The sequence below is a fragment of the Gaoshiqia sp. US2 genome, assembly GCF_059705485.1.
The window spans coordinates 2,308,709-2,332,834 of the sequence record NZ_AP048550.1; the positions used below are offsets into that span (position 1 = coordinate 2,308,709).

At 43.3% G+C, this 24,126-nt stretch carries 17 protein-coding genes; 14 read left to right on the plus strand and 3 right to left on the minus strand.

What is annotated here, in order from left to right; translation table 11 throughout:
* The first annotated feature begins 57 nt into the window (after positions 1–57).
* From AC6H3C_RS09135 to AC6H3C_RS09145, 3 genes are read left to right on the plus strand one after another with little or no spacing between them, the layout of a single operon-like run.
* Positions 58–3,498, plus strand: a complete 3,441-nt coding sequence (locus AC6H3C_RS09135) for a TonB-dependent receptor (RefSeq protein ID WP_497520454.1) — start codon at positions 58–60, stop codon at positions 3,496–3,498.
* Positions 3,499–3,502: 4 nt separating this feature from the next.
* Positions 3,503–5,428 (plus strand): RagB/SusD family nutrient uptake outer membrane protein, encoded by a 1,926-nt coding sequence (locus AC6H3C_RS09140; RefSeq protein WP_497520455.1) that lies wholly within the window; start codon positions 3,503–3,505, stop codon positions 5,426–5,428.
* Between the two features lie 22 nt (positions 5,429–5,450).
* Complete coding sequence (locus AC6H3C_RS09145) at positions 5,451–6,524, plus strand: DUF5126 domain-containing protein (protein ID WP_497520456.1); 1,074 nt, start codon at positions 5,451–5,453, stop codon at positions 6,522–6,524.
* A 181-nt stretch (positions 6,525–6,705) separates the two neighbouring features.
* On the opposite strand, the gene AC6H3C_RS09150 is transcribed toward AC6H3C_RS09145, so the two are convergent.
* The gene (locus AC6H3C_RS09150) at positions 6,706–9,366 is read right to left on the minus strand and encodes a DEAD/DEAH box helicase (protein WP_497520457.1); all 2,661 of its coding nucleotides are present in this window, start codon (positions 9,364–9,366) and stop codon (positions 6,706–6,708) included.
* Positions 9,367–9,566: 200 nt separating this feature from the next.
* Between AC6H3C_RS09150 and AC6H3C_RS09155 the strand changes: the two genes are divergently transcribed.
* The gene (locus AC6H3C_RS09155; protein WP_497520458.1) at positions 9,567–9,758 is read left to right on the plus strand and encodes a cold-shock protein; all 192 of its coding nucleotides are present in this window, start codon (positions 9,567–9,569) and stop codon (positions 9,756–9,758) included.
* Positions 9,759–10,199: 441 nt separating this feature from the next.
* On the opposite strand, the gene AC6H3C_RS09160 is transcribed toward AC6H3C_RS09155, so the two are convergent.
* The gene (locus AC6H3C_RS09160; protein ID WP_497520459.1) at positions 10,200–11,234 is read right to left on the minus strand and encodes an IS5 family transposase; all 1,035 of its coding nucleotides are present in this window, start codon (positions 11,232–11,234) and stop codon (positions 10,200–10,202) included.
* A 139-nt stretch (positions 11,235–11,373) separates the two neighbouring features.
* Between AC6H3C_RS09160 and AC6H3C_RS09165 the strand changes: the two genes are divergently transcribed.
* The 6 genes from AC6H3C_RS09165 to rfbB all read left to right on the plus strand — a co-directional run bounded on the left by AC6H3C_RS09165 (position 11,374) and on the right by rfbB (position 18,052).
* Positions 11,374–12,618 carry an IS4 family transposase gene (locus AC6H3C_RS09165; protein WP_497516007.1) on the plus strand — a complete coding sequence of 415 codons (1,245 nt, stop codon included), beginning with the start codon at positions 11,374–11,376 and terminating at the stop codon, positions 12,616–12,618.
* A 436-nt stretch (positions 12,619–13,054) separates the two neighbouring features.
* Positions 13,055–13,606, plus strand: a complete 552-nt coding sequence (locus AC6H3C_RS09170) for a UpxY family transcription antiterminator (RefSeq protein WP_497520460.1) — start codon at positions 13,055–13,057, stop codon at positions 13,604–13,606.
* 47 nt (positions 13,607–13,653) lie between these two features.
* Positions 13,654–15,492: a glutamine--fructose-6-phosphate transaminase (isomerizing) gene (gene glmS, locus AC6H3C_RS09175; RefSeq protein ID WP_423129698.1), complete on the plus strand. Its 1,839-nt coding sequence runs from the start codon at positions 13,654–13,656 to the stop codon at positions 15,490–15,492.
* A gap of 28 nt (positions 15,493–15,520) precedes the next feature.
* Positions 15,521–16,396, plus strand: coding sequence for a glucose-1-phosphate thymidylyltransferase RfbA (gene rfbA / locus AC6H3C_RS09180; RefSeq protein ID WP_497520461.1), 876 nt, complete (start codon positions 15,521–15,523; stop codon positions 16,394–16,396).
* Positions 16,393–16,941 (plus strand): dTDP-4-dehydrorhamnose 3,5-epimerase, encoded by a 549-nt coding sequence (gene rfbC, locus AC6H3C_RS09185; protein ID WP_497520463.1) that lies wholly within the window; start codon positions 16,393–16,395, stop codon positions 16,939–16,941. The genes rfbA and rfbC overlap by 4 nt, the downstream gene beginning before the upstream one ends.
* A gap of 43 nt (positions 16,942–16,984) precedes the next feature.
* The gene (gene rfbB / locus AC6H3C_RS09190; protein ID WP_497520465.1) at positions 16,985–18,052 is read left to right on the plus strand and encodes a dTDP-glucose 4,6-dehydratase; all 1,068 of its coding nucleotides are present in this window, start codon (positions 16,985–16,987) and stop codon (positions 18,050–18,052) included.
* A gap of 727 nt (positions 18,053–18,779) precedes the next feature.
* Here the strand turns inward: rfbB and AC6H3C_RS09195 are convergent.
* Entirely contained in the window at positions 18,780–19,160 is a 381-nt protein-coding gene (locus AC6H3C_RS09195) for an HU family DNA-binding protein (protein ID WP_497520466.1), read from the minus strand.
* Between the two features lie 378 nt (positions 19,161–19,538).
* On the opposite strand from AC6H3C_RS09195, the gene AC6H3C_RS09200 reads away from it, so the two are divergent.
* The 4 genes from AC6H3C_RS09200 to AC6H3C_RS09215 are packed head-to-tail and all read left to right on the plus strand — an operon-like array spanning position 19,539 to position 24,124.
* The gene (locus tag AC6H3C_RS09200) at positions 19,539–20,870 is read left to right on the plus strand and encodes a flippase (RefSeq protein WP_497520468.1); all 1,332 of its coding nucleotides are present in this window, start codon (positions 19,539–19,541) and stop codon (positions 20,868–20,870) included.
* Between the two features lie 21 nt (positions 20,871–20,891).
* Entirely contained in the window at positions 20,892–21,983 is a 1,092-nt protein-coding gene (locus AC6H3C_RS09205; RefSeq protein WP_497520470.1) for a nitroreductase family protein, read from the plus strand.
* A 12-nt stretch (positions 21,984–21,995) separates the two neighbouring features.
* Positions 21,996–23,231: a polysaccharide pyruvyl transferase family protein gene (locus AC6H3C_RS09210; protein WP_497520471.1), complete on the plus strand. Its 1,236-nt coding sequence runs from the start codon at positions 21,996–21,998 to the stop codon at positions 23,229–23,231.
* Positions 23,228–24,124 (plus strand): glycosyltransferase family 2 protein, encoded by an 897-nt coding sequence (locus tag AC6H3C_RS09215; RefSeq protein ID WP_497520473.1) that lies wholly within the window; start codon positions 23,228–23,230, stop codon positions 24,122–24,124. Before AC6H3C_RS09210 ends, AC6H3C_RS09215 begins: the two co-directional genes overlap by 4 nt.
* Positions 24,125–24,126 lie beyond the last annotated feature (2 nt).

The window sequence follows — 24,126 nt, forward strand, 5'->3', positions numbered from 1 at the left end:
CCGGATTGAAATAAAACTGCCTGATGGCAGCATGTTTAATCATTTCAAACCAAAATTATGAAAAAAAAACGTATTCCGGTGCCTTCCGGTATAAAAGGGAAGGCATGGAAAATTTTGTTAACAATGAGGTGGGTAACATTCTTTTTATTTGTAGGGTCGCTGAGCCTGTCGGCCAGCACCTACTCGCAGAAAACAAAGATCGATCTGCATATCGAGAATTCTTCTGTGGAACAGATCTTACACGCGATTGAAAAAAACAGCGAGTTTATTTTTATCTATGATGCCGAACTGATCAGTCAGATTTCCGGTAAGTCGGTTTCAACAAAAAAGCAGGACATTGGCTCTATTCTGGAAGCGTTGTTTGACGGGACGAATGTGTCGTATCTGATTGACGACCGCCAGGTGTTTTTATACAACAAGGAGGAACCCGAAAAGACAAGCGCGTTGGCTGCCAGGGTAATGCTGGAGCAACAACAACGAAAAAGTATGACAGGGACGGTGGTTGATCATGCCGGGTTATCGCTTCCCGGCGTCTCTGTGATCGTAAAAGGGACCGTGATTGGAACGGTCACCGGTGCCGACGGAACTTTCCAACTCTCCGTGCCTGCCGATGCCCGGATGTTGGTATTCTCTTTCGTAGGAATGAAACCGGTTGAAGTAGAGATAGGTTCCAGAACAAACTTTAATATCACGATGGAAGACGAGGCCGTGGGGGTGGATGAAGTCATCATCGTGGGTTTTGGTACGCAGAAGAAAGGCAGTGTGATCGGCTCGGTTGACCGGATTGAAACCGGGCAACTCAAACAACCGACCCGTACCCTGAGTACCTCGCTGGCCGGGCGTTTGGCCGGCGTTGTTGCCGTTCAGAATTCAGGCGAACCGGGTTATGACGGAGCCAATTTCTGGATTCGCGGGGTAAATACGTTTACCGGGAATACCAGTCCGCTAATCCTTGTCGACGGGGTGGAGCGTAACCTGGATAATGTTGATCCGGAAGAAATTACTGATTTTACGATTCTGAAAGATGCCACAGCAACCGCGGTGTACGGAGTGCGCGGTGCAAATGGCGTGGTGTTGATTACAACAAAAAAGGGAAGCATCGGGGCGCCGAAAATTAATCTCCGGGTAGAGACAAGTATCACCGATCCGCTTGAACTGCCTGATTTCGTAGACGGAGCAAGCTACATGACCTTGCAAAATGAAGCGTTAAAAAATACGGGAAAGAATGCATTGTTTTCCAATGATCAGATCAGCCGCACGGCAAGTGGTTACGATCCGTATTATTATCCCGATGTGAACTGGATCAAAGAACTGATCTCTCATTGGTCACCCAGCGAACGGGTTACATTAAATGTGTCGGGCGGGAGCGAAAAGGTGCGTTATTTTGTGTCGGGCGCTTTTTTAAACCAAAGCGGGATGTGGAAGAACTTTGGAGGAACCAGTTACGACAACAACGTGAACGTGAAGCGTTACAATTTCCGTTCGAATGTAGACATGAATGTCACCTCAACAACCATTCTTTCGGTTAACCTGGCGGCTATTCTCGAAGACCGCAACTATCCCGGCGCTTCTTCCAGCGAAATTTTCAGCTGGATGTTACAGGTTCCGCCTACCTGGTTCCCGATGACCTATCCGGATAAGAGTAAAGTTCCGGGCTACCCGTATAGTATGGCCCGTAACCCGTACCAGTTGTTGGCCCGTTCGGGATTTACCACCGAAAACCATTCAACGGTGCAGTCTAATTTTAATATTTCGCAGGATTTGTCTTTTATTACGAAAGGATTGACTGCGCGCGGCATGTTTGCTTTTGATGCCTATACGCAGGCCGCGATTAGACGTTCGATGGCGCCTCGTCCTTACATGATTATTCCTTACGGTTACGATGACGACGGGAACCCGGTATTGACCGATACGGATGGAAACTATAATTATCAGGATCAGGAACCGAACAGTACGTCTTATCACGATTATTTGACCCGGTGGGTGGATATTCCCTATACCGATCGATCCATCTACCTTGAAACAAGTTTGAATTACAACCGCAATTTTGGCGTGCACGGAGTTGGCGCATTGCTGCTTTATAACCAAAGCGATCAGACTTTTCCCACCCTGGGAGGTATTTATGAGTCTGTGCCGAAGCGGCATCAGGGCTTAACTGGTAGAGTTAATTATGCCTTTGACGATAAATATTTTGCCGAGTTTAACTTTGGATATAACGGCTCCGAGAATTTTGCCCCCGGCAAGCGTTTTGGATTTTTCCCCTCATATGCGGTAGGTTGGGTGCCAACCAAAGAATCCTTTATGTCTTTTCTTTCCCCGGCTATCGATTATATGAAAATCAGGTTGTCGCACGGGATGGTAGGGAACGACGGGCTGAATTCCAGGTTTGTTTATATGACCCGGGTGGAAGGTACCAGCACAAACGTTGGTTTTGGAACCAATAACGGCTTTGGATACGGTCATAGCTCGGGAATAAACATCACTTATTACGGAAACCCCGATGCAACCTGGGAAAAAGCTACTAAAACCGATCTTGGCGTTGAACTTCATTTCCTGAAAAATTTCACCCTGCAGGCTGATGTATTCTACGAAAAGCGCGAGGATATTTGGGTCCAGCTATACAAAGTACCCGACATTTTTGGATTTAGCACCAGACCTTACGCCAACGAGGGTGAAATGGAGAACAAAGGGTTTGATGCATTTCTGGAATATTCGAAAGCATTCTCCAATGACTGGAGTGTGAATTTCAAAGGAACATTCACGTTCTCGAAAAATAAAATCCTCGCGAGCGGGCAGGAGAAAAAGAAATACGCTTATCAGTCGGAGGTGGGGCAACCTTACGGCCGGCAAATGGGCTACATTGCCGAAGGTTTGTTTATTGATCAGGCAGAGATCGATAACAGCCCGGACCAATCGACCGTGGGAGGCGCTTCCCTGCCCGGCGACCTCAGGTACCGGGATGTAAATAATGACGGAGTGATTGATCAATTCGACCTTGTTTATATGGGAAATTCTCAAATCCCGGAGATTACCTACGGGTTTGGATCAAATGTGGTGTATAAGAATTTTGACCTTTCGTTATTATTTCAGGGAGTTGCCAATGTGTCATTTTTTGCTAATCCAAAAACGTTTCCCGAAGAAAACAGGGGAAATGTGCTGACCATTATTGCCGACAGTTACTGGAGTGAGGCAACCCAGGACTTGAATGCCGGTTTTCCCCGCCTGGGTGTTGGCGAACAAACAAAAAACTATACAAGTTCAAGCTGGTGGCTGAGAGATGGCAGTTATATCCGTCTGAAACAGATCGAATTTGGCTATTCGGTACCAAAGTCGTGGGTGGAAAAATACAAAATCGGAAGCGCCCGGGTTTATGCCAATGGATTAAACCTGCTGACATTTTCGCCATTCAAATGGTGGGATCCTGAATCCGAGAGTTCAAACGGGATGTATTATCCTATTCAGAAAGTTTTCAATGTCGGACTTGAAGTAAAATTTTAGCGTTATGAAAGCACAAATAAAAACAATCACAAAGGTTGTCATCATATTCGGCTTCTTATTTTCACTAGGAGCCTGTTCTGATTTTCTCGATCAGGTTCCTGAAGAAAAACTGAGTGAAGCGAACTTGTTCAAATCCAAAGACGATGTCGTCAAAGTACTGACCCAGATTTATTCCTATTACAAACCAACTATCGAATTCAACGATAACTGCGGTTTGGCAGCCGATGAAGCTGATTATAACTGGAGTAATTATGGTCCTCATTATAAAGATGTTGGCCAATACAGCCAGTCGGCGTTGATCTACAATCACTGGAGCGATTTTTACAAACAAATCAATACTTCGCTTTATTTTCTCAGCCGGATCGATGAATGCCAGGACGAAAAGCTGACCGAAGATGAGCGGTCGTGGTGGAGGGGAGAGGCTTATTTCCTGGAGGCCTACTACTATTTTCTCTTGTTGCAGCAATACGGGCCAATTCCCCTGATCGACAAGGTTTACTCAGGAGACGAGCTTACCGCCATCATGGCCGAGGGAGTTCCGCGTTCGCCTTTCGATGCCTGTGTGCAGTTTATTGATGATTTACTCTTAAACGCAATTGCTCATCTGGACCTGTTTTATACCTTTTCTTCAACCGAACGGGCTGCCCGGGCCAGCCAATGTTCTGCATGGTTCCTGCGTTCACGCTTGTGGCTGTATGCCGCGAGTCCGCTCTATAACGGGATGACGGACGCTACCGGGAAAAGCTATTCCTTTTTGATGCCTAAGGATATGGATGGCAATGATTTAATTAATGCCTCATTTGATAATAACAAGTGGAAAAAGGCGATGGAGATCGCCGAAGAAGCTATTGAGGTCTGTCAATCGGCTAATCTCGGCTTATACAAACCGGGTGTAACGGCCTCGGTAGCAAACGGCTATACGGCTTATTGGAATGTGTTTAACTATGCCCGGGGCGGACATCCCAGCAGCGAAAATGTTTTTTATAAGCAAAACTTTTCAACTGAAAGCATACGATACCATTCGTTGCCGATTTCGTGGAGCGGATACACCGGCATATGCCCGACCCTGGAGCATGTGAACGAATATTTTATGGCCAATGGCCTGATGCCTGAAGATGACCCGGAATACCGGGCTGCATCAGGATTCACAACCTATACAAAGAATAATAATACCATCCGTTTGTACAATAAATACAAGAAGCGTGATCCGCGTTTTTATGTCAATATTTTGTTCCCGGGCCAATACTCTTACGCTGTTCTTGGAAACGAAACTGAAAGTTATGACACCCGGTGGGCTTATAACACCACTTCCTCATGGACGGATTATATTTGGTACCGTCCGTTCTTTGACGGACCCGACGGTTATGAAAGTAAAACCGGAAGGGACTTTACCACAACCGGCTTTTTAGCGGTAAAATTTGTAGGGAAAACAGATAACAGAACAAGTAAGGGAGATTATGCGGTTAATATTTTTCGTTATGCCGAATTATTCCTGAACTATACCGAAGCGGCATTTGAATATTATGCAAATTCCGGTTCTAATCCTGCCAGTCAGCCTGATGTGTTTAAATACTGGGATGAATTGCGTGAAAGGGTACAAATCCCCGATGTTCGCTCTGCATACTCCAATGCAGGAATCACCCTGACAGCAGAAAAATTAAGGACTCTGATCCACCGTGAGCGAAATATCGAACTTGCTTTTGAAGGACATCGATATTTTGATAACCGTCGCTGGCTGATTGCCGAAAAAGAAGGCGGAGATAAACACGGGATGGATGTTTATAAAACGGAAGCTGAAGGGTTCTGGAATGAGAATTTCGTTTTCGAAGAACGTTTCTGGCATGATAAAATGTATTTTATGCCCATACCTCAGACTGAAATTGACAAAAACCCGAAACTAACCCAAAACGCGTTATGGACGGCCGAATAAAAACAAACTAAACCGATTGATTATGAAACAAATATATTATTTAATGGGCCTTGTTGCCATTTTGCTGATGACCGGATCGTGTAAAGACGATAACCAGGTTGTTGCCCCTGAACCGGTTGCCGGCGTTGAATCTGCGCCCGGATATGGAGAGGTGATGTTGAAGTGGATCAATCCGACTGATGACGAATTCTATTATGTTGATATTACTTTTGTCGATTCCAAAGGTATCAGCCGCAGCCGTAAAGTGAGTCGTTTTGCAAGCGGCGATACGATCCCGGGATTCGCGGATACCAATCCATATACCTTTACCCTTACGGCTTACAGTTATTCGGGAGGAGCTTCTTCTCCGGTTGTTCAAACAGTTGCTCCGCTGGAGCCGGCTTTCCTGTCGGTGGCTAATACCGTTGAAATGGTTCCGGATTTTGGAGGAGCGGTGGTTTCGTGGACCAACGAAACCGGAAAGCCGGTAACTGTCCGGGTAACGTATAAAGATAACTCGGGGCAGAAAGCGATCAGCCTGTTTACGGCAGATGAGAGCGGTCAGGGATATATCTCCGGCTTATCTGCCACGACGCAAATTTTCAACGTGGTTGTTACCGATAAGGCCGATAACAGCTCCGAAGAACAACCTTTTGAAATTACGCCTCTCGAGGAAACAGTGATCAACAGGTCCCTGTGGACGGTTGTGAGTTTCAGTTCGCAGGAACCGGCCGAAGGAGCTCCCAACGGGTATGTTACGGCGGTGTTCGACGGGAATCTTTCTACCTTCTGGCATTCGCAATGGAATGGCGGAAGCCCGGGCTACCCGCATTGGTTTATCATTGATATGGGGCAGGAAGTGACCGTTAGCCGTTTCGAATGCAGCAGGCGGCAAGGCGACAGCCGGGGACAAACGGAGTGCCAGTTTTTTACCAGCACCGATGGAGAAATCTCGGTCGATCATGGGGTATATCCTTTTGATAGTTCGACCGATAGTCCGCAGAGTTACCGGATGACCGGCAACCCGCAGGCGCGTTATTTCAAATATGTAGCTACAGTCGGGCCTAATTTTTACGCATTCCTGGGCGAGATTACGGTTTATGGCGCTGAAAATTAGTTGAATGAATCCAAGAGAATGATCATCCCGCTATCTTCCCGAAATTGGATGATTTGAATTCGCATTCGAAATGAATGTAAATAATGCAAGAGGCTGTTTCGTTTTTTCGAAACAGCCTCAATTTGTATGTCTGGCCGGCAGAGAATAATATCCGGTACGGTTTGCTGATTAGTTCAAGCGCCTATTTCCCGCCAAAACCAGGTAGTTTGAACTTCATGGTCACTTCGCCTGTTTCGCGGTTCATTTCAATGGTTTGGCCGTCCAATCCCAGATCTTTGCCGGTACTCATCTTAAAAAGGCCGGCGAGGAATTGCATCCCGCTGTTCATAACCTGTTCAACCTCTTCCGGTTGTGGTGTCCGACGCGTCGGCGGCGCCTGTGCGGTTTCAGCCACAGCGAGTTCCTCTTCATAAAGGGTTTCTTCCGAAAGGTCAATCTCATTCCCGTCGTCTTGCGATGCCGTTTTCTCCTCCACGGCTAAAACAAGTTCCTCTTTGGGGCCTGGGGCATCGGGCATGACTTCCTGCGTGGCGATAAACTCTTCAAGCTGATCGATAAATTGCGAACGGCCTTTTGATGAGAAATCGACAAAGTTGGTGTTGGCATTGGTTCCGAGTACGCCATCGAACAGGCTTTGTTTGACCAGCAAACCGGCGGCAATTTGTTGTTCGATGCTGTCGCGCGAAATGAGATTGAAAATGGTTAGCTTGCTGCTTTTTTGTCCAAGCCGGTCGATCCGCCCGATGCGTTGGTTTTTTTTGGCCGGGTTCCAGGGCAATTCGAAGTTGATCAGCGTATCGGCCACCTGAAGGTTAAGGCCTGCGCCGCCGGCTTCGGTGGAGAGAAACATTTTGCAGTGCTCATTGGTTTCAAATTTACGGATGAGGTCGCCCCGCGATTTTACAGGAATCTTTCCGTTAAGCTCGGCAAAGCCGATGTTGTTGTCGCGTAACATTTTGCCAATCAGCTTATGCACCTTTACCCATTCCGAAAAAACGATTATTTTTCGGTTCGAGTTTCGGATATCCAATTGTTCGAACAGAATATTTTTCAGCTCTTCCAGCTTGGGCGAATCGTTGGTTTCGTCATCAATCAGGTAAGTTGAATCGCATACCATGCGCATGCTCGACAAAAGCAATTGTAATTTTTTCAGGTCATAAGGGGTTAGAAATTTCTTGCGGATAATCTGCCCGATTCCCATTGCATACTCGCTGTGGTATTCGCGTTGCCTGTCTGAAAGTTCAACCGGCACATTGATTTGCTGCACGTTGGGCAGTTGGTCAATCACGTTGCGCTTTTCCCTTCGGATCAGTATTTGGTCGAGTTTTTTGTTTAGCAGTTGAAGGTCGTAATACCCGTTTATTTTATTGGGTCTTTCGGGGTCGAACAGGCAGTGCTGGTACGAGAATTCCCAAAGCGGCCCAAGAAAATGCGGGTCGAGTATGTTTACGATCGAGAATAGATCGATTAACTTGTTCTCGATCGGTGTCCCTGTAATGATCAACACGTGTTTTGACTTTAGTCGGTTGACAGCCGAATTGGTCTGCGCCTCGAAGTTTTTTACCCGTTGGGCTTCATCCAAAATCAGAAAATCAATCCCGGCTTTGTTCAGAGCCACCTGATCGCGCAGTACCGTTTCGTAGTTCACAATGAAAAAATGCTCAGTAGCGTTCATGTATTGCTTTTCGCGCTCATCGGGCGTTCCTTGCACTACGACCGCTTTTTCGTCGGAAAATTTCTCAATTTCCTTTTTCCATTGTTGCTTAAGCGAGGCCGGGCAAACAATAAGGGTACGCTGAAAACCGAAAACCTCCTTCTTTTTCACCGCGGCGGTAATGGCTTGCAAGGTTTTACCGAGTCCCATTTCGTCGGCAATAATAGCCGCTTTTTTGAATGTTACAAACCGGACACCCTGCTTTTGATAATCGTACAGCTGTGCGTTGATGTTATCGTAATGGAGTGTCGTTTGTGCTTCGATATCGGCCAGCAACTTTTGCTCATAAGCCTGTTCAACCTTTTCACGTACTTCGGGTCTGATGTGGATCCGTTCTAAGTTCTCGGCCTCTTCAATAAATCCTAAGAAGTCTATGACGGCGTTGTGTTCAATGTGTTTTTTGTTTTTGAAGTATTTCGAGATGACGAGTTTCTCTTTTATATCCGGCGTGTTGGGCCAGAACCAGGTGATTTTATAATCGTTAAGCGGGTCGCAATAAATTTCAATAAACGGAAATTCCTTGCCCAGACGATCGTAAAGCGAGGGATCTTCTTTTAGTTTCCTGAACGCGTACATGATGTGCTTGGTGGTGCCAAGTTTGTTCTTTTGGGCATCGGGACTGTCGCTGTAGCCGGTTTCGTTTTCAAAGTCGCGTAAAAGAATCCGGTATTTCACCCCTTTTTCGTTGGTCAGGATGTGGTCTCCGTAAATGTTTTTGGCCCAGTCGATGCGGTAATTGGCCTTCTCGGCTTTAAGACGCCGTTCGGCCAGTACGCGGCGGATCATTCCCTCGCGGGTGTAACGTTGATGCTCGTTGCCGGTTCTGGGATCAAGCAGGTGAAGTTCGTTCTCCACCTGAAGCAAACAAGCGTACGAATAGGGATTCCATCCGTCAATTTCCGAATTGGTTTCGGGGAAAACAGTATCTTGTTCGTCGACCAAAATGGTGTATTCGATTGGTTCGTCCAGGGAGGCGTCGTACACGATCAGCTCAAAACGTTCTTTCGATTGTGAAAGGATTTGGCAGTCGCCGTTATTGAAAATGATTTCCCCTAACGAAAGCTCTTCGCGGGAAAGAAGCGTTTTAACCTTCAGTTTTTGCTTCGTGATCAAATCATGTTGTATCATAAAAAGAACCGGTTAAATGTATAAGCAAAGAAAGTAAATATTTAGATGGAACCCGCCGGATGACCGGAAAGAACAGGCGCTTTTTGATGTAAAATACCTGGCTAATTCTGGCTCCGGAAATAAAAAAATAAAATTTTTACAAAAAAATGCTTCATATTCTGATTATTAAGCGTACTTTGCACGAAATTAATTATATCACAATGAATAAAGGAACAGTAAAATTTTTCAATGACTCGAAAGGATTCGGGTTTATCAAAGACACAAATTCATCGAAAGAATACTTTGTACACGCATCAGGCTTAGTTGACAACATCAGTGAAAACGATGAAGTTACTTTTGACCTGCAGGAAGGAAAAAAAGGATTAAATGCGGTCAACGTTAAACTGGCATAGTTTATCCGATCATCAGATAGTTAAGATTTTGAGCCCCACAGTCATGTGGGGCTTTTTTTATCGGCAAAAATCGGTTCTTCGACTTTAAAAAAGGCATATTCAGAAACCGAGTCTTAAAAAGAATACCGCCCCAACTTTGTGTTGAGACGGATTCATTCGCTCAATGATCAAACCATGTCTGAACCTGTTTGATCGGTTAATTACCAGGTCGAATTCTTCCCGGATAAAAATATTCCGTCGACACAATCTGTCCCTTTATTTGCATCCGGGAACCTATAAGGGAACCTCTAAAAACTCATTATTTCCCGCCACTATATTTTCGGGGTTGATTTTTTGAGGATTGATTATTTAGACTTAGAAAGCATCAGATATATAATACACACATAATCAATGTATTGAATATTTAACACTTTGGCGATTGGTCGCACCATCCCTTTGTCATTATACTAAGCTTGCCTTTCTGAACATGTTGTAAACAAGGTTCATCATCCCGATTGTGGCAGTGGCGCGTTTGATGCCGATAGAGTTGATGTACATTCCGTTCATGCTCATTTCCATAAACCCGAAAATATGTTCCACACGAGATCTTGTTTTTGACTTAAGCCGGTTGGATTCAACCTGTTCCTGTGTCAATGGTTTGTTTTTCGCCCCCTTCTCGCACGCCTTGTTTTCCATGCCGTTTGCTTCGATTACTTTCTCTTGTTTCGGGCCGGTATAAGCACTGTCCGCAAAGAACGGCTGCCCGTTGTCCTTCTGTTCTTCTAACAGATCGGCTATCGCCTGGGAGTCGTGCACGCTGGCATCGGTGACCGTGTATTTGGTAATCAATTTGCTCTTGGAATCGACCTTGATGTGGTTCTTGTACCCGTAATAGCTTTGTCCGTTCTTTTTCGTCCACCTCGCATCCATGTCCTTTTGCGACAATACATTGGGGTTATGCGAAAGGGAAGCGGGAGTTTCCCCGTCCTTGATCCGGCGGTTTTCCTCCCTTGAATTGCGCTGCCTTGGCACATCTACAAAGCTGGCATCCACAATCTTGCCCTCGTTCACCACAAGTCCGTTCTTTTCAAGTTCCCCCAAAAACAAGTTGAACAAGTTCTCCACCAATCCAAGTTCCACTAAGCGTTCACGAAATGCCCATACCGTTTTGCTGTCGGGGATGTCATCGGCAATGGTAAGTCCCAAAAAGCGCATGAAACTCATTCTATCATTGATTTGGAATTCAAGTTGGTCATCCGACAGGTTGTAATAGCGTTGCAGCACCAAAATCTTGAACATCAAGACGTAATCATATGGAGGCCGGCCACCTTTCCCTTGTGTTTCTGCCGGAAATTTGGATTCGAGCATTGCCCTAAACAGCGAAAAATCAACGGTTTCGCTAAGCTTCTCAAGGGGATCGCCCAATTTAGACAACTTGCTTAACCTTATGTCCTGATCCCAAAAGCCGAAATCCCTGTGACGCTTAAATACCTTCATAGCTTGATGTTTTTTTAATATGTCAAATATAAGATATATTTTTAATCATTAGTGTCCGACTAAAAAAAAATAAAGAAGGTACTCCCTTACGGTTTCCCTTCAAAGTTGTAAATTGATTTTGCGAAAAACTTTTTACAACATGGATAAAAATACAGAAATAAAATTTGTCGGACAGCCGATTTTAAAACAGATATTAAACTTGACAGAGAAAGTCAACATATCCTGGATCGTAAAGGCACATGACAGTGACCGGTACGACAAAGCCTTCAAGTCCAGAACCCATTTGATTACGATGCTGTTTGGGATCTTGATCCGGTGTGATTCGATGACCGAAGTCTGTGAAGGGCTGCGGGCTATGGGAGGAAAATTAAACCACCTTGGACTTGAAAAAGCTCCGTCCAGAAGTACCGCCAGCGACGGGTTAAGAAACCGGGATAACCGTTTTTTCGAGGCCTTATATTTTGCCTTGGTTGACAAATACCGATCATTTTTGTCGGACAGCCGGACCTTGGGCCTAACCTTTAAAGAAGTGCTTTTAATCGATTCGACCACGATTCGTTTGTTCAGCGATATTTTGAAAGGAGTTGGACGTAATCCCAAAGGAGATAGGAAAAAGAAAGGCGGTTTGAAAGTTCACATGCTCATTGATGCTGTCCAGTCGGTAGGACGGTTTATAAAAATAACGGCAGCAAAAGTTCATGACAAAAACTTTTTGAAAAGCCTTGAGCTGATTTCGCACAGCATGATCGTGTTCGACAAAGCCTACAACGATTACCACCAGTTTGCCTTGTGGACCACACAGCAGGTTTATTTTGTTACCCGTTTGAAAAAGAATGCAGTTTACCAGGTTGTTGAAGTAAAACGTGCCCATTACCGGAAAAAGGAGAAAGCCAAAGTGCTGCGCGATGAGATAATCGAACTCACCTATCACCCCGAAGATGAAAAAGGGAAAAAGCAATTGAATGTTTTCGAAAAAATCCGGTTGCGCAAAGTATGTTACCAGGATGAACAAAACCGGTATTTTGAGTTTCTGACCAATAATTTTGACATAACAGCCGAAGAGGTCGCCTTTCTTTACAAAAAACGCTGGGGCATCGAATTGCTGTTTAAGAAAATGAAGCAAAACTTCCAGCTTCACTATTTCTATGGAGAGAATGAAAACGCAATACGCACACAGGTTTGGTGCACACTCATTGCCCAACTGCTGATGACTGTTATTCAAAAGATCGCACAAACCAAAAAGGCTTTTTCGGTTGTGGCTTCACTGGTACGGATACACCTGATAAGCATGCTTGATAGGGTAGAACTGCTTCGCAGTACCAACCGGGCATATAAAATACAAGCCGGAGAACCTCCCGGACAATTGCAATTAAAGTGGATATAAACAGGAGGGTCTGTTTGGCGATTGAGAAACAATTTCCCGAAAACCGGACATTACAGACAATAAAACTTTGCATTCCCGACTTTAGTCGGATTATAGTGATTTTTAATATCTAAAAATTTTCCGGTTTTTAGAAGTCCCCATAATACTGACATGTAACTCCCGGTCCTTTTGTTCTGGTTTCATTTATATAGAGCATAATTTTCATCAATATTTAGTTGTCCACATTATGTCTATACCTGTGTTTTTGATATGACCCGAGATATTCCGATACTTGCAGAAGTAATGATTCTTATCAGAATAACACTGGTGTGGGTCAATTAGCGTAGCTGTCAGGAACCACTTACTTTCACGAATATGACAGCCCTGATAATGAGTTGATTGAGAAACTAATCGGGAGTTTTCAAATATAAGTAGTTATCGATTAGTACCGATATTTATGAAATGGATAAAAACAAAAAGAACATACAATTGGCATGCGGTTTATTTGCGTTACAGGACAGAAAAGAAAGTGTACGGGGAGTTACTCTCCAAGGGCATTGATTGTTATTTGCCCTTGAGAGTAACCCGCCGCGTATGGAGCGACCGCGTAAAAACCATCGAAGAACCCTTATTGCCGGGTTATGTGTTTGTCAGGGTAAGTATTGACGAGTATTATGATGTTCTGTTAACGACCGGCGTATTGCGGTATGTGACATTCGAAAACAAACCCGCGGTAATCCCCGAATGTCAGATTCAGGCGCTGAAATCATTTCTGGAGTATGATAACAGCGGGATCAAAGTCTCGACCGAGCGTATTGTTAAAGGAAATGTGGTGAAAATCACCAGTGGCCCACTTAAAGGTGTGGTGGGCGAAGTGGTGAATGTCCGGGGCAAAAAATGGATTATGATCCGTTTTGAAAAGTTAGGATATGCCGTGCAGGTCGATTTGGGCCTCAATGAAATTGAAATATTAAAAGATCCTGTTACCAAACGGCGCATACCAGCCTGATCCTTGTTTTCGCATTCCGAAGCTCTACCCTCTCAAAACAGAAAAACATGTGTGGCATTGTCGGTTATATAGGCGGTCAGCAGGCGTACCCGGTGCTGATCAAAGGCTTACAGCGGTTGGAATACCGGGGTTACGACTCGGCCGGTATTGCGGTTTACAACTCCTCGCTGAAAGCATATAAAAAGAAAGGCAGAGTAAGCGATCTGGAAGCCTGGGTTGAAGGGAAAGACCTCAGCGGTCAGATGGGCATCGGCCATACGCGCTGGGCCACCCACGGCGAGCCCAACGACATCAATGCCCACCCGCACCAATCCATGAACGGCAAGTTCGTGCTGGTTCACAACGGGATCATCGAGAATTATGCGCAACTAAAGAAAGACCTCCAGGGCAAAGGCTACGTTTTTCAAACCGAAACCGATACCGAAGTGCTGGTGAACCTGATCGAATACTTTTACCAACTGGAAGAAGCGGCTAATGCCGAGATTGCCGTTCGCCTGGCCTTGTCGAAAGTGGTTGGCGCCTACGGTATCGTGGCCCTGTGTTCAGACGAGAACGAACGGATGATTGCCGCGCGCATGGGCAGTCCGCTGGTGATCGGCATCGGGCAGGGCGAATATTTCCTGGCCTCCGATGCCAGCCCGATCGTGGAATACACCGACAGCATGATTTACCTGAACGACGGCGACGTGGCCATTGTTGAAAAAGGCAGCCTGACACTGAAAACCCTGAACAATACGCCGGCCAACTTTAAGGTAACCCGGGTCGATCCGGGCATTGGCGACCTGGACAAAGGCGACTTTGAGCATTACATGCTGAAAGAAATCTTTGAACAGCCCAAAACCATCCGGGATACTTACCGGGGACGGATCAGGGCCAACCAGGACGAGATTGTGCTGGGCGGCCTGCTGGATGTTTTCCCCCGGATCGTGACTGCCAACCGCATCATCATCATTGGCTGCGGCACCTCCTGGCATGCCGCCCTGGTGGCCGAATACCTGATTGAAGAATATGCCCGTGTGCCGGTTGAGGTGGAATATGCCTCGGAATTTCGTTACCGCAAACCCATCATCCACCCGGGCGATGTGATCATCGCGATCAGCCAGAGCGGCGAAACGGCCGACACGATGGCCGCCCTGAAGATGGCCAAAGAGCAGGGAGCGCTGATCCTGGGTATTTGCAACGTGGTGGGATCGAGCATTGCCCGCGAAACAGATGCCGGCGTTTACACCCATGCCGGAACCGAAATCGGGGTGGCATCAACCAAAGCCTTCACGGCACAGGTGACCGTGCTGACCCTTTTTGCCTTTAAGCTGGCCAAAGAACGCGGACAAATTGACAGGGAAACCTACCACCTGCTGATTGGCGAGATGCTGGCCATCCCCGATAAGGTGCAGACCATCCTGCTGGGGCACCCGCACATCAAACAGGTAGCCGAAAAATACAAGGATGCGGTGAATGCCCTTTACCTGGGCCGCGGATACCTGTTCCCGGTTGCCCTCGAAGGCGCCCTCAAGCTGAAAGAGATTTCGTACATCCACGCCGAAGGTTATGCTGCCGGCGAGATGAAACACGGCCCCATCGCCCTGGTCGACGATAATTTGCCGGTGGTGGTGGTTTCGGCCAAAGACAGTTACTACGAGAAAGTGGTCAGCAACATTCAGGAGGTGAAAGCCCGCAAAGGGAACATCATTGCGGTGGTAACCGAAGGCGACAACGGCCTGCGCAACATGGCCGACGACCTGTTCGAGATTCCGGCGTCGCACCCTGCCGTGGCCGCCCTGCTCACCGTGGTTCCCTTGCAGCTGTTTGCCTACTACATTGCCCTGGCGCGCGGCTGCCATGTCGACCAGCCCCGCAACCTGGCCAAATCGGTCACGGTGGAGTAGTCAAATATCTATTTAATTTAAAATATTTATGATAAAAGGTATCATTCTTGCCGGTGGCGCCGGTACGCGTTTGCATCCCATTACCCAGGTAATTTCAAAACAATTGCTGCCGGTATACGATAAGCCCATGATTTATTATCCGCTTTCGGTGCTGATGTTGGCAGGTATCCGGGAGATTCTCATTATCTCGACACCTGCCGATTTGCCCAATTTCAGAAAATTGTTTGGAGACGGCAGCCAGTTAGGCCTGCAAATTTGTTATGCAGAACAACCTTCGCCCGACGGACTGGCACAGGCATTCATCATTGGCGAAGAGTTTATTGGAGATGATCCGGTCTGCCTGGTTTTAGGCGATAATATCTTTAACGGGCAAGGATTTAGTAAAGTATTATCGGAAGCAGTGGTTAATGCAGAGAACCAACTGGCCACCGTGTTTGGCTATTACGTAAAGGACCCTGAACGCTATGGCGTGGTTGAGTTTGACGAGACGGGAAATGTACTCACGATCGAAGAAAAACCACAGCATCCGAAATCGAACTATGCGGTAGTCGGACTATATTTTTATCCCGGAAAAGTGGTTGAGGTGGCAAAAAACATAAAACCTTCAGCCAGGGGAGAACTGGAGATTACATCGGTGAATCAGAAATTTATGGAGGACGGGGAGCTTCGGGTTCAGTTACTTGGGCGGGGTTTTGCCTGGTTAGACACGGGAACCCACGATTCATTGGCTGAGGCATCCACCTTTGTTGAAGTGATCGAAAAACGGCAGGGCCTGAAAATTGCCTGTCCCGAAGAAATTGCCTATAAAAAGGGATGGATTAGCCTGGACGATATCAAAAGAATGGCCCTTCCCATGAAGCAAAACCAATATGGTCAGTACCTGTTAAACCTTGCCAACCAGTGAATATCATTCAAACAAACATAGCGGATGTACGCATCATCGAACCCAGGGTGTTTGAAGATGAGCGGGGATATTTTTTCGAATCATTCTCGGCACAGTATTTTCAGAATGAATTGGGTCCGGTTGTTTTTGTGCAGGATAATGAATCAAAATCCGCTTATGGCGTATTGCGCGGGCTTCATTTTCAGAAAGGGGCTTACGCCCAGGCCAAATTGGTGCGCGTGATTGCAGGCCGGGTTTTGGACGTAGCGGTGGATATCAGGAATGGTTCAGCTACTTTCGGTCAACACGTTGCTGTAGAGCTAAGCGGAAGGAACAAACGCCAGTTGTTTATACCCCGCGGGTTTGCCCACGGCTTTGTGGTATTAAGCGACAACGCCGTTTTTCAATATAAATGCGACAACTATTACGCTCCTCAGCACGAAGGGGCCATTGCCTGGGACGACCCGGAACTAAACATCGACTGGAAGATTGATCCCCGGGACATCGTGTTGTCTGAAAAAGATAAACAACATCCCCGGCTTAGAAACGCGTCCTGTTTATTTTGAACCATACACGTATATGCAAACCGTACATACATTTAAGCAGCTTATGAAGAGAAATATCCTGATTACCGGGGGAGCCGGTTTTATCGGATCGCACGTAACCCGGTTGTTTGTAAATAAATACCCGGATTACCGGATCGTTAACCTCGACAAGTTAACTTATGCCGGGAACCTGGCCAACCTGAAGGACCTGGAAGAGAAGCCCAATTACCGTTTTGTAAAAGCAGATATCGTTGATTTTGATACGATCATCGGTGTTTTTAACCGGTATCAGATCGACGGGCTGATCCATCTGGCTGCCGAAAGCCATGTCGACCGCTCCATAAAAGATCCGTTTACCTTCGCGCGAACCAATGTCATGGGAACCCTGTCGTTGCTGCAGGCGGCCCGGCAACACTGGAACGGCGACTGGAACAATAAGCTGTTTTATCACATTTCTACAGATGAAGTGTACGGCTCGTTGGGTTTTGACAAGACATGCTTTACCGAAACAACCAAATACGATCCTCACTCTCCCTATTCGGCCAGCAAAGCCGCCAGCGATCATTTTGTGCGCGCTTATCACGATACCTACGGGCTGCCTGTGATCATTACGAATTGTTCGAATAATTACGGGCCTTACCAGTTCCCGGAGAAATTGATTCCTTTGTTTATTCATAACATCCGGCATAACAAACCGCTGCCGGTATACGGCAAAGGTCAGAACGTGCGCGACTGGCTGTATGTTGAAGATCATGCCCGGGCCATCGACCTGGTCTTTCACCAGGGGAAAGTGGCCGAAACCTACAACATTGGCGGGTTTAACGAGTGGAAAAATATCGACCTGATTAAGGTCATGATCCGGATTACAGACAAGCTGTTGGGAAGGGAAGAAGGTCACTCCGAAAAACTGATCACCAATGTCGCCGACCGCGCCGGGCACGACCTGCGCTACGCGATCGACGCCTCTAAGCTGACGAACGAGTTGGGCTGGAAACCCAGTCTGCAATTTGAAGAAGGCATCGAAAAAACCATTCGGTGGTACCTCGATAACGAGGCTTGGATGGAACAGGTGACCAGCGGCGAATATGAGAAGTATTATGAAGAGATGTACGCAACCAAAGAAATAAGTTGAAGGTACCTCGTCCACTAAGCCTATCGGTATAAAAAAAGCTTAAAGCAAAAGATTTTGTTGATAAATGGACTGGTTTTCTGTATGTTCTGATATTGAAAACAGTAGGTATGACTACCTTCTAAAGAAATATAAATGAAACGAACATGATTGTATTGCTTGTCTTTCATCCGAGGTAAAGAGGTTGAAAATACAGAATCAATAGTGCTGGTCGAATCGGTGGGCGGGTCGTCAAGACTTGTCCCGATAAAAATCGGGAACGCCCACCGGGTGCGTCGATTTTCAATCGACGATTATTGAATGCGCGGTTACAAACCGCGCCACCCGAAAAGAAGAACGTATTTGAGTAAAAGTTGAAGGACAGCCATTCTGAAGAAAGCATGGCTGCCTGTGTCCTTCCTGGCAGGATTTACTTTTTCGTATCATGTAAGTATCACTATCGCTAGATGATAATACAGTCGAAGTTGTCAGTTCACAGTTTCTCCCGGCTGTTGTCTGTTTTAACCAACAAATAAGTCGAATACGCGCTTACAAACCGCGCACCTGTTTTGGTAATTAAAATTATATCCGGGAAATCCATTTCAATTATGCGGGAAATACGTTTCGATTATGCGGAAAACACAATTGGATTATGCGGGAAATACGATTGTAATATCCGGGAAATCCAACGATGTTATCCGGATATTCTGAAAGACCCGGCTGTTAAGCGCCGGATCCTTCATCCAAAAGTTTAGCTGGTGCGAATCGAAAAATGTCTCAGTTCTTCCCTTAATTCCAGGGTAGGCCTGAAAACAAGGTGTACCGACTTAACCGTGTCGCCGGTTACTTTTTCGGCAGACTCCATGCCTTCGCTGTCGAGGTTTAACGACATGCTGCCTAATTTTCCGAGTTTGACCATTTTACCATCGAGCATTTCCCTGGGAACAACGTCAAACAAGGAAAGCAAAACGGAGTAGATATCCCCGCGGCTAAGCGAAGAATTCAGGGCGATTTGGTCCGACAGGCCATCCAGATCGATGGTCCCGCGGGTGGCAACGGTTGCATAAAACTTATGCGGTTCTTCCGGTTTTTGTGGATTGCTACGTTCCACGGCTTTGATTAAGATTGACATGTTTTTGAATTTTGAAATTAAATAACTGGTGAACATATCAAGAGTTAATTTCCGAAAATTCGACCAATCAGCCATTATTTTCAGTATAAAAAATGTTAAATATATTGAGCAACATAAAAAATAAAAAACGGTTGTGTAAATGTCCGGATAATCAATAAGATCCGGTTGCCAATTTAACGATATGCCGGCTACGAATTGAAGAGAACGCACGGTGATATTCTGATCATGCAGATTGAGTTGGCCAGGTGAACAGCGGGGACACGAGGGGAGTATGAAAAGATGTGCAGGAGAAATGAATCAGTTTGAGGCAAATTGCTAAGAGTAAGTGTTTTGTTCTTGAATATACGTTTTTGACATTTATTAATATGATAAGAATTTGTGAAATTAGATAGATTTTTATTGCAATTTAATCTTTCACCTAACAGACAAAAGATTTTTAAAAACGTTTTTTGGGCGATGTTAGGTAAAACAGTTAATATTCTAAGTGGTTTATTTGTTGGTGTTTTGGTTGCTCGTTATTTGGGTCCTGATCAATTTGGATTGATGAATTATGTGATTAGCTATGTGACCATTTTTTCCATATTAGCATCATTTGGTATGGATAACATAGAGATTCGCGAGTTATCCAAACAGAATGATATCAAGGAAAAAATCATGGGTTCAGCCTTTATATTACGGTTGACTTTTGCGTTGGGTACAATTTGTATCATAATAGTTAGTCTTTTAGTTTTTGAATCAAATTTATTTACGACAATAATGGTAATGGTCTATTCATTATCATTAATCTTTTCTACATTTAATACTATTCGAAACTACTTTACTTCCATTGTTTTAAACGAATACGTCGTAAAAACAGAAATAGGTAGAACTATTATAGGAACAGGTATAAAAGTGGTATTACTTATTTATCATGCGCCCTTATCCTGGTTTATTATTGCTTCTACGTTTGACTTTACATTGATTGCGGGTGGTTATTTGTATTCTTATAGGAATAAAGTCGGACAGGTAAAAGATTGGAAATTTGACCGGTCAATTGCAATCTTGTTGATGAAAGAATCTTACCCATTACTTTTATCAGGAGCTGCGGTTATTATTTATCAAAAAATTGATCATGTGATGATACGGAATATGATTGATAATGGTTCATTGGGCCAATTTTCAGTTGCTTCAAAACTTACAGAATTTATGATTTTCCTTCCAATAATAATTGCTCAAACAATTATGCCATTACTTGTTCAGCTATACTCGACAAATAAAGAGCGTTATAATGAAAAAAAACAACAATTTATGAACATGATGGTTTGGAGTTCTATATTCATGGCTTTTCTTGTTTCTTGTTGTTCGGGGTTGGTTATAACCACGTTATTCGGCGATGAATATTTTGCAGCGATTCCGGTTTTACAGATTATGGCATGGAAAGCAGTTGGTATGTCCTTATCAAGTGCTTCAGGGCAGTTGATAATTATAGAAGGATTACAGCGATATGCCGTTATTCGGAATATTGTGGGGTGTTTTGTTTGCGTTTTGTTAAACCTGTTATTGATTCCAAAGTGGGGTATTATTGGGTCAGCATGGGCGACTATTGCAACAATAGCATTTTCAGGATATCTTTCAAATTATTTTATAGTTCCTTTTAGAACGATATTTAAAATACAAACTATTTCTCTTTATTCTGGCTGGAGAATTATAGCAAAAGAGTCGAAAATTTAATTGAATAAAAACAGCTAATAATTGGAGGTCATTACAGTTCCTCTACAAGTCGAAACCCCGATTTTTATTTGTGGTCAACATTGCAAAAACAGTCTTAATAAATTTCACACAACAAAAATTCGAATGATTATAAATTATGCAAAAAGGATTCTCAGGCAATTCAAATTATTATTTAATTATTGGAAAGAATCCAATGTGTTTTTTTTACTGTTATTGAAGCATAACGCATCGATAAATACAGACAAGAATAAGGAGAAGATGCAGTATGTTCTTTTGAGAGAGACTCATGTGATAGAAAAAGGAATGTCAATGCAGAGTCCAAGAAGAGGGTTTGGGCAGGAAAAAGTGTTGATTTTGATTAGAAGGCTTGAGCGATATTTGGATTTATATAAAGACAAAGAATTTCTAAATTATCCATTAAGTACCATAAGGTCATACATTGAGTATACAAAAGGAAATGAGATTGAGATCCCCATTATTGAAGCCAAATACGAAGTATTATGTCGTGTAATTGGTACAAATAGTATCGTTTTTACTCATGCAGGGACAAAGGAAGTTTCAAAAGATGAAATATGGAGAAACGCAAAAATTAACTTTCAAAATTTTGTTAACTCCAGACATTCTATAAGGTATTTCTCAAAAGAGTATCCTGATAGAAAACTTATTGATAAGGCATTGGAGATAGCACAACGAACTCCATCTGCTTGTAATAGACAAGGATGGAAAGTTTATGTATTTTCTCCTGAAAAGACCTATAGTTTATTAAAATGGCAAGAAGGTGCCAATGGTTTTGAGCAGGATATACCTCTTGCAATACTGGTTACTACAAATCTGAATGCTTTTTTATTTCATGAGCCGTATCAAGCTTATGTAGATGGCGGTATGTATGCAATGAGTTTATTATATGCCTTGCATTCATTAGGTCTTGGAACAATCCCACTATCCACTGGTTTTCAGGCAAAAAAGATCAGAGATTTACATGCAAGATTTAATATCCCAGAGAATGAGGTTCCTATTGTTATTATTGGAACTGGATGTCTTTTAGGTCAATTTAATGTTGCTGTGTCTCAGCGAAAATCAATTTTAGAAACCACGAATTATAGATTGAGTTAGAATGGGTTCATTATGAATATATTAATCATCAATCAGCCAACAAATAACAGGGGAGATGAAGCCGCCCATCGGAGTTTGGTGAGAGAATTAAACAGACGCTTTCCGTCAGCCAAAATCACGATTGTTTTTTCAAGTGCGCGGCAGGACAGTGTCGATCAAATGAAGGTTAATGCACCTCAGAATACTTATTTGAATATACCGACTTTTTACACAATCGCTTTTCATATCAAACGTTGGGGGCTCCGGTTAGGGTTGATCAAATTGTCCGCTTTATATCCTACCCACCGATCAGTGGTTAAGCAGATAAAAGAGGCAGATCTGATTGTTTGTGCCCCAGGTGGAATTTGTATGGGATTGTTTCAGGACTGGAATCATATATACAACTTAGCGCTGGCTATCTCATATAATAAAAGAGTAGCTTATTATTCTCGGTCGTTTGGACCTTTTTTAGATCGAACGAAATGGGACAAAGTGTTTAAGAAAAATAGTTATAACCTTTTGAAAGAATTTGATTTTCTATCTATCCGCGATGCCAGAACTATGCAATTAGCTGATGAAATAGGATTGAAGTATATTGCTGCAATTGATACTGCCTTTATAGATACACCATGTGCTGAAATACCTATTGAAATAGCTGATATTATTAATAGCAAAGAGTTTGTTGTATTTGTTCCAAATTCGTTGACGTGGCATTTAGCTTTTAAAAATTGCTCTGAGTCATATTTAGAAAAATTTTACTTAGCAATAATAATTTTACTTTTGACAAAATATCCAAATGATAATATTATAATGTTACCTCAGTTATTTAATGTTGGACAAAAAGGTGACATGGCTTATTTTCTACATTTGAAACAAATGGCAAATGATAATCGGATTTATGTTACTTCTGATCAATATAGTTCAGATATCCAACAGTCTATTATTTCGAAAGCAAAACTGGTGATTGGAGCAAGATACCATTCTATTGTTTTTGCAATTAATAATGAGGTGCCATTTGTTGCACTTTCTTATGAGCATAAGATGTTAGGTCTTCTTCAAACACTAGAGCTACAAGAATTTATGTTTGATATTAAGGATTTCGGGAAGCAACAACCTGATATTTCAAAAGCCATTGATGAAATAGAAAAAATTATAAAAAAAGCACATCCTTGTAAAGAAGCAAAAGAAAAAGCAAAAATCATTTCAAATGAATGTTTGTATAGTTTTGCTAGTCAGTTTAAAGAACTCTTAAGAAAAGCGCGAATATGAATATAGACATATCAATAATTATTGTTAATTATAATAATACCTACGACCTTAGAAATTGTGTTCAATCGATATATGAATTTTGTAATAAAAGCCAATTTGAAATTATAATAGTAGATAATAAATCTCAAGATAGGACCTTCATCATACTAAAAGAAGATTTTCCTGAGATTTTGCTAATAGAGAATGAAAACAATTATGGATATGGCAAAGCGAACAATATTGGTGCCAGTCATGCTAAAGGAAAATTTTTGTTTTTTCTAAACCCAGATACGCTTCTTCTTGAAGATTCTTTGATGAAATTGAGGAATTTTTATAAAGAGAATGAAAAAAAGCTTTCGATTGGAGTATTAGGTACTTTATTGGTTACTAAAGATTTAAAAGTTAATAATTCTGGAGGTGATTTCCCCAAAAGCTTAAATTTAATAATAAGATACATAAAACATATTTCCAAAATTAACAAAACTGGCGAATCATACGAGGAGAAGTATAATCATGCAAAATCTTTTTGTGAAATAGATTACGTTTCCGGTGCCAATCTGTTCATAAAAAAAAATGTATTTTTTAACGTTTCTGGCTTTAATCCTAAATTTTTCATGTATTTTGAAGAAACAGATTTGCAATTTAAGTTAAGAAAAAAAGGATATAAGTCTTACATAATAAATGAAACAAGAATCATACATCTGGAGGACGGATCGACAAAACAACAGCAGAATTGGAATCAATGGAAACGAGTGATTTTTAAAGAAAGTTGTAGTAAATATTTAAAATATAATGATCCTATTTTTTATCCCCTATATTGGTTGTTTTTGCTTTTTTTTGGATTAATATCTCTATTTAATCCTTTATACTCTTTTAAAGAGAACTTTAAGTTTTATAAAACCAGCCTTTTTTGAAA

What these genes read in the sequence shown, in the direction of transcription:
- AC6H3C_RS09135 (WP_497520454.1), top strand. Translation starts at nt 58, where the DNA reads ATGAAAAAAAAACGTATTCCGGTGCCTTCCGGTATAAAAGGGAAGGCA.
- AC6H3C_RS09140 (WP_497520455.1), top strand. Translation starts at nt 3,503, where the DNA reads ATGAAAGCACAAATAAAAACAATCACAAAGGTTGTCATCATATTCGGC.
- AC6H3C_RS09145 (WP_497520456.1), top strand. Translation starts at nt 5,451, where the DNA reads ATGAAACAAATATATTATTTAATGGGCCTTGTTGCCATTTTGCTGATG.
- AC6H3C_RS09150 (WP_497520457.1), bottom strand. Translation starts at nt 9,366, where the DNA reads ATGATACAACATGATTTGATCACGAAGCAAAAACTGAAGGTTAAAACG.
- AC6H3C_RS09155 (WP_497520458.1), top strand. Translation starts at nt 9,567, where the DNA reads ATGAATAAAGGAACAGTAAAATTTTTCAATGACTCGAAAGGATTCGGG.
- AC6H3C_RS09160 (WP_497520459.1), bottom strand. Translation starts at nt 11,234, where the DNA reads ATGAAGGTATTTAAGCGTCACAGGGATTTCGGCTTTTGGGATCAGGAC.
- AC6H3C_RS09165 (WP_497516007.1), top strand. Translation starts at nt 11,374, where the DNA reads ATGGATAAAAATACAGAAATAAAATTTGTCGGACAGCCGATTTTAAAA.
- AC6H3C_RS09170 (WP_497520460.1), top strand. Translation starts at nt 13,055, where the DNA reads ATGAAATGGATAAAAACAAAAAGAACATACAATTGGCATGCGGTTTAT.
- glmS (WP_423129698.1), top strand. Translation starts at nt 13,654, where the DNA reads ATGTGTGGCATTGTCGGTTATATAGGCGGTCAGCAGGCGTACCCGGTG.
- rfbA (WP_497520461.1), top strand. Translation starts at nt 15,521, where the DNA reads ATGATAAAAGGTATCATTCTTGCCGGTGGCGCCGGTACGCGTTTGCAT.
- rfbB (WP_497520465.1), top strand. Translation starts at nt 16,985, where the DNA reads ATGAAGAGAAATATCCTGATTACCGGGGGAGCCGGTTTTATCGGATCG.
- AC6H3C_RS09195 (WP_497520466.1), bottom strand. Translation starts at nt 19,160, where the DNA reads ATGTCAATCTTAATCAAAGCCGTGGAACGTAGCAATCCACAAAAACCG.
- AC6H3C_RS09210 (WP_497520471.1), top strand. Translation starts at nt 21,996, where the DNA reads ATGAATATATTAATCATCAATCAGCCAACAAATAACAGGGGAGATGAA.
- AC6H3C_RS09215 (WP_497520473.1), top strand. Translation starts at nt 23,228, where the DNA reads ATGAATATAGACATATCAATAATTATTGTTAATTATAATAATACCTAC.